This is a genomic window from Comamonas sp. FG99 (assembly GCF_057808605.1).
In genome coordinates this window covers 1-14,660 of sequence record NZ_JBMDII010000009.1, presented here as the reverse complement: position 1 = coordinate 14,660, position 14,660 = coordinate 1, and the positions used below count along the sequence as shown (strand labels likewise).

Genomic DNA, 14,660 nt, shown 5'->3' with positions numbered 1-14,660 from the left:
GCCAGGCTTTGCCACGCAGTTTTCTTTTCTTCACCCCCGAATTTTCCGATTCATCAGGAGCCAACATGAAAGTTTTCTACGACAAGGACTGTGATCTGTCCCTCATCAAGGGCAAGACCGTCGCCATCATCGGCTACGGCAGCCAGGGCCATGCCCACGCCCAGAACCTGAACGACAGCGGCGTGAAGGTGGTGGTCGGCCTGCGCAAGGGCGGCGCCTCCTGGCCCAAGGCCGAGAAGGCCGGCCTGACGGTCATGGAAGTGAACGATGCGGTCAAGGCGGCCGACGTAGTCATGATCCTGCTGCCCGACGAGGACATCGCCAAGGTCTACACCGAGAACGTCAAGGACAATATCAAGCAGGGCGCTTCGCTGGTGTTCGCCCATGGCTTCAACGTGCACTACAACCAGGTGATCCCGCGCGCCGACCTGGACGTGTGGATGGTGGCTCCCAAGGCCCCCGGCCACACCGTGCGCAACACATACACTCAGGGCGGCGGCGTGCCCCACCTGATCGCGGTGCACCAGGACAAGAGCGGCAAGGCCCGCGACCTGGCGCTGTCCTATGCCATGGCCAACGGCGGCGGCAAGGCCGGCATCATCGAGACCGACTTCAAGGAAGAGACCGAGACCGACTTGTTCGGCGAGCAAGCCGTGCTGTGCGGCGGCGCGGTCGAACTGGTGAAGATGGGCTTCGAGACCCTGGTGGAAGCTGGCTACGCGCCCGAGATGGCCTATTTCGAGTGCCTGCACGAGCTCAAGCTCATCGTGGACCTGATCTACGAAGGCGGCATCGCCAACATGAACTACTCGATCTCGAACAACGCCGAGTTCGGCGAGTACGTGACCGGCCCTGAAGTCATCAACGAGCAGTCGCGCGTGGCCATGCGCAATGCCTTGAAGCGCATCCAGAACGGCGACTACGCCAAGATGTTCATCCAGGAAGGCCGCCTGAACTACCCCGCGATGACGGCCCGCCGCCGCAACACCGCCGATCACCAGATCGAAAAGGTGGGTGGCCAACTGCGCGCAATGATGCCCTGGATCGCCAAGAACAAGCTGGTGGACCAGACCCGCAACTGATCTGCACCGCGCTGCGGCAGCGCAAAGGGCCATTGCGAAGGCAATGGCCCTTTGTTTTTTTAGGGCGTCAGCCGAAGGGCTTACTGGTCCAGCACGCGCAAGCTCAGCGTGTAGTTGTGGCCATACATCGGCGCGGCGGCGCCTGCGGGAGCCGGCGCGCGGTGGCGCACCAGCGCGAGGTAGAGGCCGGACTTGGCCGGTGTCCAGGCGATGCGGCCCTGCGCGTCGGTCTTCAGGCTTTCGGCGCTGTGCTGGCTCGACAGGTCCATCGGCGAACGGTAGATGTCCACTTTCTGGTTCGCCAGCGGCTGGCCATCGAATTGCACGCTGAACTCGAATTTCTCGCCCGCGAAGAGGTCGCTCGGATGCGTGCCGGGCACGATCTCCAGCCCCTTGGCGTACGGCGCCAGCGCGGTGCGCGTGGGCGCGCCGGCGGTCACATAGGCTTCGGAGATGGACAGCGACTGGTAGTGTGCGGTCAGCTTGGCGCCTTCGGGCAGCGGCTGGTTCGGGTCGCGCGCCACCTCGGTCTTGCCGTTGCGCTCCCAGGCGCGGAAGATGGCGCCCAGCCTCGGGCCGGTGCTCAGCCGGTAGGTGCCCTTTTCATCGGGCAGCTTTTGCTCGGCGACGGTGCGGGTCTTGAACTGGTGGATGTCCGAGAACGGCAGGCTTTGCCCGCTGGGAGTGGTGATGGTGAAGGGCGTGCTGCCGAAGGCCACCTCGGGAATGAAGAATTTCTCGGTGAAGCTGGCATCCACGCTGATGGTGGATTTGGGCTGCGCGTCGAAAGCCGCCGGCAGCAGGTAGGGCGTGTGGGCATGGGCGCCCAGCGCGAACGCAGCCGCCAGTGCCGCAAGAAGACGGTGTGCCTGCATGGTCTTACTGGCCTGCCATGTCGGCGGCGTTGACCACGCCGTCGCCGTTGCGGTCGGCATTCTTGAAGGTCTTGCCGGCGATCGCGATCTCTTCCTCGATGCTCAGCTTGCCGTCCTTGTTGGTGTCGAGGATGCCGAAGCGCACATGGGCCTGCTTCATCGAGCCTTCGTACTGCTTGTCGGGCTGGCGGTTCTGGGCCTGGTATTCGGCCTTCAGCCGGCCCTCGAATTCGGTCACGTACTCGGTCTCGCTGAGCCAGCCGTCACGGTTGGTGTCGGCGGCGACGAAGCGCTGCTTGCGCACGGTGTCGTACTCGTCGCGGGTGACGGTGCCATCGCGGTTGGCATCGTAGCTGCCGATGAATGCATTGTGGCCGTGGCCGCCGACCGGGCGGGCGGGGCTGGTGGTGGCTGCGCTTGCCGCTGCGGCCTTGCCTGCGTCGCTCGATGCGCAGGCGGCCAGCAGGCCCGCGGCGCAGGCCACGGCGGCCCAGCGGGCGGCGGTGCGGGTGAGGTGGTTCATGGTGAGGTCCTTTCAGGTTCAGAAATTGACATTCAGCGAAACGGCGAAGGTGCGGCCCGGGCTGCTCAGCAGCTCGATGTCGCGCTGGTCGCGCGGCACATTGGGCTGCAGGCTGCGGCTGCTGGAATAGTCCCAGTAGCGCTTGTCGCCGATGTTGTAGATGCCGGCATTGAGGCGGGCGTTCTTGGAGAGCTGCCAATAGCCCGCCAGGTCGAACACCGCGTAGCCCGGCGCCCGGAACAGCACGATCGAGGAGTCGGTGAGGGCGCTGCCGGCGTTCATGTAGCTGTCGCGATTGGTGGCGGTGGCGCGCTTGCCGGCGACGAAGGTGCCGGTCAGGTTCATGCCCCACTGCTTTGCCGGGGCGTCGTAGCCCACGCCGATGATGGCCTTGCGGGGGAGCACGGTCTCCAGCGGCACTTTCTTGTCGCCTTGGTAGTAGGACTGGGAGGTGCCGCGGCTCAGGCCCAGCGCCCAGGTGGTGTACAGGCCCTTGGCGGCCGGGCTCCACTGCCCATGGTCCAGCCGCGCGCTCAGCTCAAAGCCATAGATCGTCGCCTCGTCGCGGTTTTCCGCCTGGTAGATGGTGCCGATGTGCGCCGGTATGTTGGTGAACATCGACGGCGCGCTGCCGCGCAGATAGCGGGTGTAGGCGATAAAGTCCTTGTAGCGGGTATAGAACAGCGAGGTGTTCAGCGCCACGCCGGCCATGGGCGAGCCCTTGAGCCCCAGCTCGAAGGCGTTGCTGCTCTCGGGCTTGAGGTTGGGGTTGCCCACCAGCGCGTACTGGTTGCCGGTGTTGTAGTTGCTGGCCATGTTCCAGGAGCCGAAGATCTCGCCGGGCGACGGCGCGCGGCCGCTGTGCTTGTATTGCGCATAGGCCATGAAGCGCGGCGCCAGGTCGTAGGTCAGGCCCAGGCTCGGGCTGTAGATGGTGTTGGAGGTCTTCTTGCCGTAGGCCTTTTCCACATCGGCCTCGGTCAGCACGCCGGAGACGAAGTTGCTCAGGTCGCGTGGTTCGATCTGCACCCAGTCCACGCGCAGCGCGGGGATCACGCCCAGCCGCCTGCCGCCCACATCGAAGCCGATGTCGTCCTGCACGAAGGCCCCGAGCCGGGTGGTGGTCGTGTCGGGCTGGGGCTTCATGTATCCGTCCACGTTCCAGGGGCGGTCCACGTCCTGCGTCGAGGCATTGACGCCAAAGCTCAGCCGGTGGCGGTCGAAGCGCTTGTCGGCGGTGCTCGAAAATCCCCAGGTGCGGGTTTTGTTCTGGGACAGGTTGCGCACCATGCTGTTGTTTGCCAGCGTGGTGGAGTCGGTCACGTCCTTGGTGTCGGTGTTCTGGAAGTACACGCGCGTGTCCAGCTGATCGACGAAGGCATGGGCCGGGGTCCACAGGTGCGAGAGCTGCAGCGTGTTGCGGCTGGTGTCGCTGTCCTGCCGGTTCGACTGGACGATGTTGGCGTTGTTCGTGTCCCAGCCGTAGAACAGGGTCTGGTTGTTGCGCCGGTACAGGTCGGCCGACAGTTCCAGGCGGTTGCTGCCATCGACCTGCATGCCGCCCTTGAGCAGCAGCGCGTCGGAGCGCCAGTCGTTGGGCATGCTGCCCACTACGCTGCTGTTGTTGCGCAGCTGCTTGCCGTCGCGGTGCGAATAGGCGATCAAGCCATCGAAGCCGCCGCTGCGGCCGGCGGCGGTGATGCTTTCGTTCCAAGAACGGTCGGCCGAATCGTAGCCCAGCTTGCCGCCGAAATAGCGGGTCTTGTCGCCTTTCAGATAGTCCAGCGCCGACTTGGTGCGAAAGCTCACCGCGCCGCCGATGCCGCCCGCCGAGCGCCTGGCCGTCGTCGTGCCCGACTGGATGCCGACCGACGAGAACATCTCCGGGTCGATGAAGTCGCGCCCCACGCCGAAGGTGTTGGCGCCCGCGCGGCTCACGTAGGGGCGGGTGGTGGCGTCGGGCATTTCCACCCCGTCCACATCCATGCCGACGCGGTTGCCTTCGATGCCGCGGATGTTGTAGCCCGTGGTGCCCGAGCGGTCGAAGCTGCTGCGGTTGCGGCTGGTGCCGGCGGCGGTCCCCGGGGCGGACACCAGGGGTTGGTTGCGCACCACGTCCTTCATGTTGTTGGCCTGCTCCAGCGCCTCGCCGCTCACGGTGGTGAGGGTGCCGGGCGTGCGCTCGGCCTCTGCCACCACATCCACCTGCGGCAGCTGTATGGTCTGTACCGGCTCGGCGTTCGGTGCCTGCTGGGACCAGGCGGGTGCCGACAGCAGGGCGAGCAGCGCCGCATGTGCCAGGGGCCGCAAACGATGCTGGGGAAACGGGAGGTGATCGGAGCGGGACCGCAAGGTGTCCGCATGCAAGCTATGGGCCATAGGGTTCAATGGATGGGCGGAGCTTGCGCAGGCGAAAGCAGGGCCAGCCGCGCCGCCGGCCGGCTTGCAAACTGCTGCTTGCGCAAGTCGCAAAAGGGTTGTCGGCTGGATACCCTGCGTGCGTGTCGGGCATGGATGCACGCGCCATTGGGCTTTCTGGCTGCAGCACAAATCTTAGCATTGAATAATATTGATTCTCATTTGTTTTGCGGTATTGACGCGCTATCGCGTGGTTCTGAGTGCGCGGGCGTGGCTTTTTTGCCATGAATGGAGGTGTGGGCGCGGGCTTCTGCGGAAAGTCGATGCGCGTGACAATGCCTACTGCGCCTGCGATTGACTACACTGCAGCCCTTGCCATCGCCATTGGTGGCCATGTTTCCCGTAGCCGGCCGGGCCCATGCGGCCGGCCCTGGAGTTGTATTTGATGTCTGAAGACCCATTCCTGGACGAACCGCTGCCGCGCCGGCGCCGCAAGGGGATTTACATACTGCCCAATCTGTTCACGCTGGCGGCGTTGTTCGGCGGCTTCTACGCCATCGTGATGGCGATGAACGGCCGCTTCGAGTCCGCTGCCGTCGGCGTGTTCTGCGCCATGGTGCTCGACAGTCTGGATGGCCGGGTGGCCCGCATGACGCATACCCAAAGCGCCTTCGGCGAGCAGATGGACTCGCTGTCGGACATGGTGTCGTTCGGCGCCGCGCCGGCGCTGATCGCCTACGAGTGGGCGCTGCGGCCGCTGGGCCGCTGGGGCTGGATCGCGGCCTTCGTGTACTGTGCCTGCGGCGCGCTGCGCCTGGCGCGCTTCAACGTCAACACCGGCGTGGTCGACAAGCGCTACTTCCAGGGCCTGCCGTCGCCGGCCGCGGCTGCGCTGGTGGCGGGCTTCATCTGGCTGACCAGCGCGCTGCTGGTGTCGCACCGCGACGTGCCGCTGTTCGGCGACGTGATCTCGCTGTTCGGCGGCCTGCCCGCCAGCCGCGAGGACCTGAGCTGGATCATGTTCGCCGTCACCATGTTCGCCGGCCTGACGATGGTGACCAACATCCCGTACTACAGCTTCAAGGACTTCGGCGGCCGCCGCAGCGTGCCCTTCGTGATCCTGGTGGTGATCGCGCTGCTGATCGGCGTGGTCAGCATCGAGCCCGCGACCATGCTGTTCCTGATCTTCGTCGGCTACTCGCTGTCGGGCTATGCGATCTATGCCTGGCGCAAGGCCAAGGGACATCCGGTCAGCATCGTCGCGACCTCCAAGGACGAGCCCGACGAACGCGGCCTGCATGATGATTGATTTTTTGCATGCACGGCTTGCGCAGCGCAGCAGCTGTGGTACAGTGGGCCGCATGCAAAACCTGTCTCTAGCTCTACTACTGATGTCCCACGGGCAGAGGCGGTAGCGCGCGTACCAACGACAGTCAGCAGGTACGACAAGCAAGTACCAATCCTATCGGCCCGTTAGCACCAGCAACGGGCCGAATTGTTTTTGCAGGTTGCTGGTCTCTGAATCGCCACCCATGATTTGAGAAAGACCATCCATCATGTTGAAGAACCCAGCAGCCAAGTACCGAGCTTTTCCCGGCATCCAATTGCGTGACCGCACCTGGCCCGACGCCCAGATCACCAAGGCTCCGATCTGGCTGTCCACCGACCTGCGCGACGGCAACCAGGCCTTGATCGAGCCCATGGACCTGGCACGCAAGCTGCGCATGTTCGAGTTGCTGGTGAAGATCGGGTTCAAGGAAATCGAGGTGGGCTTTCCGGCCGCTTCGCAGATCGAATTCGACTTCGTGCGCAAGCTGATCGAAGAGGGCCGCATCCCCGACGACGTCACGATCCAGGTAATGTCGCCCGCCCGCTCCGAATTGCTGGAGCGCACGGTCGACGCGGTGCGCGGCGCGCCCCGCGCCATCGTCCACATCTACAACGCGGTGGCGCCCACTTGGCGCAAGGTGGTCTTCAACATGTCGGTGCCCGAGGTGATGAACCTGGTGCGCACCCACGTCAGCCAGTTGAAGGAGCTCACCGACGCGCGCCCCGAGACCGAATGGGTGCTGCAGTATTCGCCCGAGTGCTTCTCGCTGGCCGAGCTGGAGGTGTCGCTTGAGGCCTGCGAGACCGCCATTGAGGCCTGGGGCAAGGGCCGGCCCATCATCCTGAATCTGCCCACCACGGTGGAGAACGCCACGCCGAACATCTTCGCCGACCAGATCGAGTGGATGGCGCGCCGCTTCAAGAGCCGGCCCGAGGTGGTGCTGTCGGTGCATCCGCACAACGACCGCGGCACGGGCACCGCGGCGGCCGAGTTCGCCATCATGGCCGGCGCGCACCGGGTGGAAGGCTGCCTCTTTGGCAACGGCGAGCGTACGGGCAACCTCGACATCGTCAACGTGGCCTTGAACATGTATGTGCAGGGCGTATCGCCCGAACTCGATTTCTCGAGCATCGATGCGATTCGCGCCGAGGTCGAGCACTGCAACCAGCTGCCGCTGTCGCCGCGCCATCCCTATGTGGGCGAACTGGTCTACACCTCGTTTTCCGGCTCGCACCAGGATGCGATCAAGAAGGGCTTTGCGGCGCGCAAGGAGGGCGACATCTGGGAGATGCCCTACCTGCCCATTGATCCGAAGGACCTGGGCCGCAGCTACGAAGCGGTGATCCGTGTCAACAGCCAGTCGGGCAAGGGCGGCATCTCGTACCTGCTTGAGGAAAGCCACGGCCTCGTGATGCCGCGCCGCCTGCAGATTGAGCTCAGCCAGGTGGTGCAGCGCGCGATGGACGTGGAGGGCAAGGAGTTCACCGCCGGCGACATCTGGCAGTTGGTGGACCGGGAATACCGCGTCACCTCGACCCGCAGCCTGTCGCAATGCCGCATCGCGGACGATGGCTCGCAGGTCAGCATCTCGGGCGACATGCACTGGGGCGGGGTGACCTATCCGGTGCAGGGCGTGGGCAACGGCCCGCTGGAGGCCTTCGTCAATGCCGCGTCCACGGTGTTCGGCACGCCGGTCGCGGTGCTCGACTACCACGAGCATGCGATCGCCTCGGGCGCCGGTGCCCAGGCGGCCGCCTATGTGGAATTGCGCATCGGCGACGGCGAGACGCTGCACGGCATCGGCATGGACAGCAACATCACCCAGGCCGCGATCCGCGCGGTGCTGAGCGGCCTGCAGCGCAGCGCGCAGATCGTGCAGCCCGAGGAGCAGGCCGCCGGGGCGTGAAAGCGCTTAAACTGCCGGATTAGGCTTGGCGGGGTCCAGCGCGGCCAGCTCCGGCCTCCGGCAGCAAAAGCATGCATACCCATTGGAGATTGACACGATGAGCGACCAACTGATTATTTTCGACACCACCTTGCGCGACGGCGAGCAATCCCCTGGCGCGTCGATGACCAAGGACGAGAAGCTGCGCATCGCGCGCCAGTTGGAGCGCCTGCGCGTGGATGTGATCGAGGCGGGCTTCGCCGCCAGCTCGAATGGCGATTTCGAGTGTGTGCAGGCCATCGCCGCGGCCATCAAGGACTCCACCATCTGCTCGCTGGCGCGCGCCAACGACCGCGACATCGCCCGCGCGGCCGAGGCGCTCAAGCCCGCCAACCGCGCGCGCATCCACACCTTCATCGCCACTAGCCCGCTGCACATGGAAAAGAAGCTGCGCATGTCGGCCGACGAGGTGTTCGAGCAGTCGCGGCTGTCGGTGCGCTTTGCGCGCAACCTCTGCGGCGATGTGGAGTTCAGCGCCGAGGACGCCTCGCGCAGCGATCCCGACTTCCTGTGCCGGGTCTTCGAGGCGGTGATCAACGAAGGCGCGACCACCATCAACGTGCCCGACACCGTGGGCTATGCGGTGCCCGAGATGTATGGCGAGTTCATCCGAAGCCTGCGCGAGCGCATCCCCAACAGCGACAAGGCCATCTGGTCGGTGCACTGCCATGACGACCTGGGCATGGCGGTGGCCAACTCGCTGGCCGGCGTGAAGCTGGGCGGCGCGCGCCAGATCGAATGCACGATCAATGGCCTGGGCGAGCGCGCGGGCAACTGCTCGCTCGAAGAGATCGTGATGGCGGTCAAGACCCGCAAGGACTATTTCGGACTCGACCTGAACATCGATCCGCAGCATATCGTGGGCATCAGCAAGATGGTCAGCCAGACCACCGGCTTCGTGGTGCAGCCCAACAAGGCCGTGGTGGGCGCGAACGCCTTCGCGCATGCCTCCGGCATCCACCAGGACGGCGTGCTCAAGGCCCGCGACACCTACGAGATCATGCGCGCCGAGGATGTGGGCTGGTCGGCCAACAAGATCGTGCTGGGCAAGCTGTCCGGCCGCAATGCCTTCAAGCAGCGCCTGCAGGAGCTGGGCGTGGTGATGGACAGCGAGGGCGAGATCAACGCCGCCTTCGCGCGCTTCAAGGACCTGGCCGACCGCAAGAGCGAGATCTTCGACGAGGACATCCTGGCGCTGGTCAACACCGAAGGCGCCGAGGCCAGCGGCGAGATCTACCGCCTGGTGTCGCTGTCGCAATCGAGCGAGACCGGCGAGCAGCCCCATGCCGAAGTGGTGTTCGTCGCCAACGGCGCCGAGGTCAAGGGCGCGGCCACCGGCAATGGCCCGGTGGATGCGTCGATGAAGGCCATCGAGTCGCAGGTGCACAGTGGCGCGGAAATGGTGCTCTATGCCGTCAATGCCATCAGCGGATCCACCGAGAGCCAGGGCGAGGTGACGGTGCGCCTGCAGCGCAGCGGCCGGATCGTCAATGGCGTAGGCGCAGACCCCGATATCGTGGTCGCGTCGGCCAAGGCTTACATCAGCGCATTGAACAAGTTACAAGATCAAACCGAGCGGGTGGCTGCCCAAGGCTGAGGCTTCGGAATATAATCTCACTTAAATAATTGAAGAATCGCGTAACTCCATGAAATTGCGCGATTTTTTAATTGTAGATATGTGATAGCAGCTCAGTTTTCTTGTTGGGGATAGCACCATGGCAGCCCGTAATCGCAGCGTTTTACGTCGTTTTTCGCAAATTTTTACAATTTTGGCGTTGACGGTGAGCGTATCGCTGCCGGCTGCCCAGGCGGCTCAAAAGAAGAAGGCCGTGGCTGCTTCGGCGCACAAGACGCAGGCGGCGGCCAAGCCGACCAAGAAGGTGGCCGTGGCCAAGGGCGAGCGCAATGGCCGCGCCAAGAAGGAGGTGGCGGCCACCACCAAGAAGGGCGGCAAGCACACCCAGGTGGCCGAGCGCAGCGCGCGTAAAGGGGGCGGCAAGGGCGACAAGATGCTGACGGCCAAGCTACGCAAGCACGGCGCGCATGCGGCGGCTGTGGCGGTGGCGGCGCCGGTGACCATTCCCGAGCGCATGTCGTTCGGCCAGATGGCCGGCCTGCACGACGTGAGCGACCCGCTGTCGCTGAAATCGAGCGTCGCCCTGGTGATGGACCAGGACACGCATGAGGTGCTCTTCAGCAAGAACGACCAGGCCGTGCTGCCGATTGCCTCCATCACCAAGCTGATGACCGGCCTGATCATTTCGCAAGCCGGGTTGTCGATGGATGAGATGCTCACCATCACCCAGGACGATGTGGATACCGAGAAGAACAGCAGTTCGCGGCTGCGCGTGGGCACGACGCTAAGCCGTGGCGAAATGCTGCACCTGGCGCTGATGTCCAGCGAAAACCGCGCCGCCCATGCGCTGGGCCGCACCTATCCGGGTGGCCTGCAGTCCTTCGTCTACCAGATGAACCTGAAGGCCCGCATCCTGGGCATGACGGATACACGCTATGTCGAGCCCACCGGCCTGTCCAGCTCCAACCAATCGAGCGCGCGCGATCTGGCCACGCTGGTGAATGTGGCGCATGCCGACCCGCTGATGCGCGAGCTGACCACTTCGCGCTCCTACGAGGTGGAGGTGGGCCAGCGCATGCTGCAGTTCAACAACACCAACCGCCTGGTGCGCAGCCCCGACTGGAATATCGGCCTGCAGAAGACCGGCTACATCAACGAGGCTGGGCGCTGCCTGGTGATGCAGGCCCAGGTGGCCGGACGCAAGCTCATCATGGTGTTCCTGGATTCGGCCGGCAAGTTCAGCCGGCTGGCCGATGCCGAGCGCGTGCGCACCTGGCTGGAAGGCCACCATGGCGAGCTGGTGGCCACCAAGCATTGAGGCGCTGCCTACCCCATGACAAACGCGAGCCAAGGGCTCGCGTTTTTTATCGCCGGGCCGCCCCAAGATAAAAAAGCGCCCCTCTTGGAGGGGCAGCGACCCAACGCAGTGGGGAGCGTGGGGAGCCATTTTTATTGCCCCAGGCCTTCAGCGCGCCCGCTGGCGGCTGCGCTCGGCGCTGTAGCCCAGGGCTTCGGAGATTTCGCTGGCCGTGGCCTGCAGGCGCGGAATCCAGTTCTCGTCAAGGCGATCGGCGGGTGCGGATACCGACAGCCCGGCGACCAGCCGGCCCTGGTCGTCGTGGATGCCGGCGGCCATGCAGCGCACGCCCAGCTCCAGCTCCTCGTTGTCGCGGCCGATGCCGTATTGCCGCGCCTTCGACAGCTCGCGCTCGAGCACGGCCAGGTTGGTGATGCTGTTCTTGGTATTGCCGGCAAGCCCGGTGCGCATGGCGTAGGCGCGCACGCGCTCGGGCTCTTCCGCCGCCAGAAAGAGCTTGCCTGCCGAGGTGAGGTGCAGCGGCGCATGGCCGCCGATGGCGCGCACCACCTGCATGCCCGAGCGCTCGCTGTAGGCGCGCTCCACATAGACGATCTCGTCGCCCTGGCGCATGCTCAGGTTCACCGCCTGCTGGGTCGCCAGGTGCAGGCGGCGCATGGGTTGCAGCGCCGCCTCGCGCACGTTGATGCGCGCCTTCACCAGATTGCCCAGCTCCAGCAGGCGCATGCCGAGCCGGTAGCTGCCGGATTCGGGTCGGTCCACGAAGCGGCCGATGGTCAGGTCGTTGAGGATGCGGTGCGTGGTGGACGGGTGCAGGCCCGTGATCTCGCTCAGCTCCTTCAGCGAGACCGCCTCTTCGCGCGATGCCAGCACGTCGAGCAGCGTGAACATGCGCTCGATCACCTGTACGCTGGGCTTGGAGGTCGGGGCGGGGGAAGGCTTGGTCATGCAGGTATGTGGGGTGAGAGCAGGGGAGGCTCCTGATGCATCAGGCGCGGCCTGCCTCTGAGCCGTTGGTTTCTTGTGGGGTGATCCAGCCTTGCTGGCGGTAGATCTCGTAAGGGTGGAAGTCGGCCTTGTAGCGCATCTTCGGGCTTTCGGCGATCCAGTAGCCCAGGTACAGGTAGGGCAGGCCCATGGCCCGGCATTGCTCTATCTGCCAGAGCACGTTGAAGGTGCCGTAGCTGGCGCCCGGGTCGGATTCGTAGAAGGTGTAGACCGCTGAGAGGCCGTCGTTGAGCACATCGATGATCGACACCATCTTCAGCGCGCCCAGCGCATGAGCGGGTGCCGGGTTGCCGGCATCCGGGGCGGGTGGCTCACGGAATTCCACCAGCCGCGAATTCACCCGGCTTTGCAGCATGAACTGCGAATACTGCTCGACGCTATCGTGGTCCATGCCGCCGCCGGCATGGCGCGTGGCCTGGTAGCGCAGGTAAAGGTCGTAGTGCTCGCGCAGAAAGCTCAGCGGCAGCACCCGGGCCTGCAGCTGCCGGTGCCTGGCGCCGGCGCGGCGCTGGCTGCGGCTGGGCGTGAACTCCAGCGCCTTGATGCGCAGCGGAACGCAGGCCTGGCAGCCGTCGCAATAAGGCCGGTAGGTGAACAGGCCGCTGCGCCGGAAGCCCTGCTGGATCAGGCCCGAATACACGTCCTGCTGGATGGCGTGGCTAGGCGTTGCCACTTGCGATCGGGCAAGGCGTGCGTCCAGGTAGCTGCACGGATAGGGGGCCGTTGCATAGAACTGGAGCGTCTGCAGGGGGAGCTCGTTGAGCCTACTCATCCACGATTGGAGATGTGATTTCGGATAGTGGGATTATGTCAGCCCAATCCGCGCGTGAAAACTCCCATTGCATCGGCGCCAGGGCAATGCCGGCGCGCACCGCCTCCAGAAATTGCTCGCGGGGCACTTCGGCGCCGCCCATGAAGGCCAGGTGCCGGGTGTTCTGCTGGCAGTCGATCATGGCCACCTGGTGGCGCCGGCACAGCTGCACCAGCGCGGCCAACGCGATCTTGGAGCCGTCGCTTTCGGTGGTGAACATGGATTCGCCGAACACGGCCCGGCCGATGGCCACGCAATACAGGCCCGCCACCAGCCGCTCGCCGCGCCAGACTTCCACGCTGTGGGCCAGGCCTTCGCGGTGCAGATCGGTGTAGGCGGCCTTGATGTCCTCGACGATCCAGGTGCCGTCCTGGCCGGCGCGTGGAATGCGGCTGCAGGCATCGATCACCTGGGCGAAGGCGGTGTCGATGCGCAGCTGCGCCGCCGGGTCTTGCGCAAACTGGCGCAGGCGCTTCTCCAGCGAGCGGCGCAGCCGGAAGTTGCGCGGCTGCAGCACCATGCGCGGATCGGGCGACCACCACAGCGGAGGCGAGTGCGGGCTGTACCACGGGAAAATACCTTGTGCGTAGGCGGCTTTCAGGTGTGCGCTGTCGACCACTCCGCCGGCGGCCAGCAGGCCGGGGTGCGGGGTGTCGGGCCCCCAGGCTTCGTCTGCCGTGGGGAAGGGATCGCCTGCGCTCAGCCAGCACAGTGCGGGAGACGCGGGTGTTGTGGTCATGCAACGGTCGGGATGCTGTCGGGGGATGGGGGCCATTTTGCCCGAGGGCTGCGGGCGCGCGGCGAGATGGGGCATCCAGCTATCAGTTTTGCGGCATGCTCAACCGCTTCGCGGCGAGCAATGGGCCGGGGTTTGCAAAAGCATGTCAACCGAGGTCTGGCGAGGCAATTGCTTACAGCCGCGCCCCGGCTTTGCTGTAACCATGGAAACCGGGCCGCGATCAATGGCGCGGCCCCAATTTAGGAGGTCGCCATGTTGTTTTTCAAAGGAGTGGGCAAACTTTCCGATCCCAAGCATATTCGTCGTGCCAGGGCTTATCTGGAAGAGGCCCGCATGTCCATGCTGGAGCATTCGATAGCCGCCGAGCATTACCAGGCCATGGCCGAGATGTATGCGCAGCGCGTCAGCCGTCTGGAGCAGGAGATCGCCGCCTGGGAGGCTGGCGCGGACGCAGTCCAGGCCCGGATGCCGCCTGCCCGCGCAGCCGCCGGCTCCGTGGAGCACCATGCACCCAGCCCGCAGCGGCCTTCGGGGGTGATCAAGCCGCTGGCGTCGGAAGGCGACCTGCCGGGGCAGATGCGCGCTGCCTGATGGAGCAATAGGCAAGAAAAAAGCCTGCACCGAAGTGCAGGCTTGTACTGGCTCCTCAACCTGGGCTCGAACCAGGGACCTACGGATTAACAGTCCGGCGCTCTACCGACTGAGCTATTGAGGAATATGTCGGCTGACAATGGTGTTGCACGGGTCCTGTGCGATTGCAGGACCGAAAATCTTGGCTCCTCAACCTGGGCTCGAACCAGGGACCTACGGATTAACAGTCCGGCGCTCTACCGACTGAGCTATTGAGGAATATGTCGGCTGACAATGGTGTTGCACGGGTCCTGTGCGATTGCAGGACCGAAAATCTTGGCTCCTCAACCTGGGCTCGAACCAGGGACCTACGGATTAACAGTCCGGCGCTCTACCGACTGAGCTATTGAGGAATATGTCGGCTGACAATGGTGTTGCACGGGTCCTGTGCGATTGCAGGACCGAAAATCTTGGCTCCTCAACCTGGGCTCGAACCAGGGACCTACGGATTAACAGTCCGGCGCT

Annotated in this window: 12 protein-coding genes and 3 tRNA genes; 6 read left to right on the top strand and 9 right to left on the bottom strand. The window is 64.8% G+C overall.

All coding sequences use genetic code 11. From position 1 onward, the window contains the following. The first annotated feature begins 65 nt into the window (after positions 1 to 65). A complete protein-coding gene (gene ilvC, locus ACODRX_RS07965; protein WP_488870766.1) occupies positions 66 to 1,082 on the top strand; it encodes a ketol-acid reductoisomerase in 1,017 nt (338 codons plus the stop codon). Positions 1,083 to 1,162: 80 nt separating this feature from the next. Here ilvC and ACODRX_RS07960 read toward each other — a convergent pair whose 3' ends face one another. Genes ACODRX_RS07960 through ACODRX_RS07950 form a run of 3 tightly spaced genes read right to left on the bottom strand, consistent with a single transcriptional unit; the run spans position 1,163 to position 4,790 of the window. Next, the gene (locus ACODRX_RS07960; protein WP_488870764.1) at positions 1,163 to 1,957 is read right to left on the bottom strand and encodes a DUF4198 domain-containing protein; all 795 of its coding nucleotides are present in this window, start codon (positions 1,955 to 1,957) and stop codon (positions 1,163 to 1,165) included. Positions 1,958 to 1,961: 4 nt separating this feature from the next. Beyond that, complete coding sequence (locus ACODRX_RS07955) at positions 1,962 to 2,480, bottom strand: EF-hand domain-containing protein (protein ID WP_488870763.1); 519 nt, start codon at positions 2,478 to 2,480, stop codon at positions 1,962 to 1,964. An 18-nt stretch (positions 2,481 to 2,498) separates the two neighbouring features. After that, positions 2,499 to 4,790, bottom strand: a complete 2,292-nt coding sequence (locus ACODRX_RS07950; protein WP_488870761.1) for a TonB-dependent hemoglobin/transferrin/lactoferrin family receptor — start codon at positions 4,788 to 4,790, stop codon at positions 2,499 to 2,501. Between the two features lie 493 nt (positions 4,791 to 5,283). Here ACODRX_RS07950 and pssA point away from each other — a divergent pair, with 493 nt between their 5' ends. The 4 genes from pssA to pbpG all read left to right on the top strand — a co-directional run bounded on the left by pssA (position 5,284) and on the right by pbpG (position 11,007). Next, on the top strand, positions 5,284 to 6,147 hold the full coding sequence (pssA, locus tag ACODRX_RS07945; protein ID WP_488870760.1) for a CDP-diacylglycerol--serine O-phosphatidyltransferase: 864 nt from the start codon (positions 5,284 to 5,286) through the stop codon (positions 6,145 to 6,147). A 247-nt stretch (positions 6,148 to 6,394) separates the two neighbouring features. Next, entirely contained in the window at positions 6,395 to 8,074 is a 1,680-nt protein-coding gene (gene leuA, locus ACODRX_RS07940; protein ID WP_488870758.1) for a 2-isopropylmalate synthase, read from the top strand. A 97-nt stretch (positions 8,075 to 8,171) separates the two neighbouring features. Further along, a complete protein-coding gene (locus tag ACODRX_RS07935; protein WP_488870757.1) occupies positions 8,172 to 9,710 on the top strand; it encodes a 2-isopropylmalate synthase in 1,539 nt (512 codons plus the stop codon). 118 nt (positions 9,711 to 9,828) lie between these two features. Then, positions 9,829 to 11,007 carry a D-alanyl-D-alanine endopeptidase gene (gene pbpG, locus ACODRX_RS07930; RefSeq protein WP_488870755.1) on the top strand — a complete coding sequence of 393 codons (1,179 nt, stop codon included), beginning with the start codon at positions 9,829 to 9,831 and terminating at the stop codon, positions 11,005 to 11,007. Between the two features lie 147 nt (positions 11,008 to 11,154). Here pbpG and ACODRX_RS07925 read toward each other — a convergent pair whose 3' ends face one another. The 3 genes from ACODRX_RS07925 to aat are packed head-to-tail and all read right to left on the bottom strand — an operon-like array spanning position 11,155 to position 13,565. After that, a complete protein-coding gene (locus ACODRX_RS07925; protein WP_488870753.1) occupies positions 11,155 to 11,955 on the bottom strand; it encodes an IclR family transcriptional regulator in 801 nt (266 codons plus the stop codon). Between the two features lie 40 nt (positions 11,956 to 11,995). Then, entirely contained in the window at positions 11,996 to 12,787 is a 792-nt protein-coding gene (locus ACODRX_RS07920; protein ID WP_488870752.1) for an arginyltransferase, read from the bottom strand. After that, complete coding sequence (aat, locus tag ACODRX_RS07915) at positions 12,780 to 13,565, bottom strand: leucyl/phenylalanyl-tRNA--protein transferase (RefSeq protein WP_488870750.1); 786 nt, start codon at positions 13,563 to 13,565, stop codon at positions 12,780 to 12,782. Before aat ends, ACODRX_RS07920 begins: the two co-directional genes overlap by 8 nt. Positions 13,566 to 13,817: 252 nt before the next feature. On the opposite strand from aat, the gene ACODRX_RS07910 reads away from it, so the two are divergent. Further along, positions 13,818 to 14,156 (top strand): hypothetical protein, encoded by a 339-nt coding sequence (locus ACODRX_RS07910; RefSeq protein ID WP_488870748.1) that lies wholly within the window; start codon positions 13,818 to 13,820, stop codon positions 14,154 to 14,156. A 48-nt stretch (positions 14,157 to 14,204) separates the two neighbouring features. On the opposite strand, the gene ACODRX_RS07905 is transcribed toward ACODRX_RS07910, so the two are convergent. The 3 genes from ACODRX_RS07905 to ACODRX_RS07895 all read right to left on the bottom strand — a co-directional run bounded on the left by ACODRX_RS07905 (position 14,205) and on the right by ACODRX_RS07895 (position 14,548). Then, positions 14,205 to 14,280, bottom strand: a tRNA-Asn gene (locus ACODRX_RS07905). A 58-nt stretch (positions 14,281 to 14,338) separates the two neighbouring features. Next, positions 14,339 to 14,414: transfer RNA gene (locus ACODRX_RS07900), tRNA-Asn, on the bottom strand. Positions 14,415 to 14,472: 58 nt separating this feature from the next. Next, positions 14,473 to 14,548 (bottom strand) — tRNA-Asn (locus ACODRX_RS07895). Positions 14,549 to 14,660: the final 112 nt, after the last annotated feature.

Excerpts from the sequence above, each read along its gene's own strand:
- ACODRX_RS07920 (WP_488870752.1), bottom strand. The coding sequence starts at position 12,787 with ATGAGTAGGCTCAACGAGCTCCCCCTGCAGACGCTCCAGTTCTATGCA.
- ilvC (WP_488870766.1), top strand. The coding sequence starts at position 66 with ATGAAAGTTTTCTACGACAAGGACTGTGATCTGTCCCTCATCAAGGGC.
- ACODRX_RS07960 (WP_488870764.1), bottom strand. The coding sequence starts at position 1,957 with ATGCAGGCACACCGTCTTCTTGCGGCACTGGCGGCTGCGTTCGCGCTG.
- leuA (WP_488870758.1), top strand. The coding sequence starts at position 6,395 with ATGTTGAAGAACCCAGCAGCCAAGTACCGAGCTTTTCCCGGCATCCAA.
- ACODRX_RS07935 (WP_488870757.1), top strand. The coding sequence starts at position 8,172 with ATGAGCGACCAACTGATTATTTTCGACACCACCTTGCGCGACGGCGAG.
- aat (WP_488870750.1), bottom strand. The coding sequence starts at position 13,565 with ATGACCACAACACCCGCGTCTCCCGCACTGTGCTGGCTGAGCGCAGGC.
- ACODRX_RS07910 (WP_488870748.1), top strand. The coding sequence starts at position 13,818 with ATGTTGTTTTTCAAAGGAGTGGGCAAACTTTCCGATCCCAAGCATATT.
- ACODRX_RS07955 (WP_488870763.1), bottom strand. The coding sequence starts at position 2,480 with ATGAACCACCTCACCCGCACCGCCGCCCGCTGGGCCGCCGTGGCCTGC.
- pbpG (WP_488870755.1), top strand. The coding sequence starts at position 9,829 with ATGGCAGCCCGTAATCGCAGCGTTTTACGTCGTTTTTCGCAAATTTTT.
- pssA (WP_488870760.1), top strand. The coding sequence starts at position 5,284 with ATGTCTGAAGACCCATTCCTGGACGAACCGCTGCCGCGCCGGCGCCGC.
- ACODRX_RS07925 (WP_488870753.1), bottom strand. The coding sequence starts at position 11,955 with ATGACCAAGCCTTCCCCCGCCCCGACCTCCAAGCCCAGCGTACAGGTG.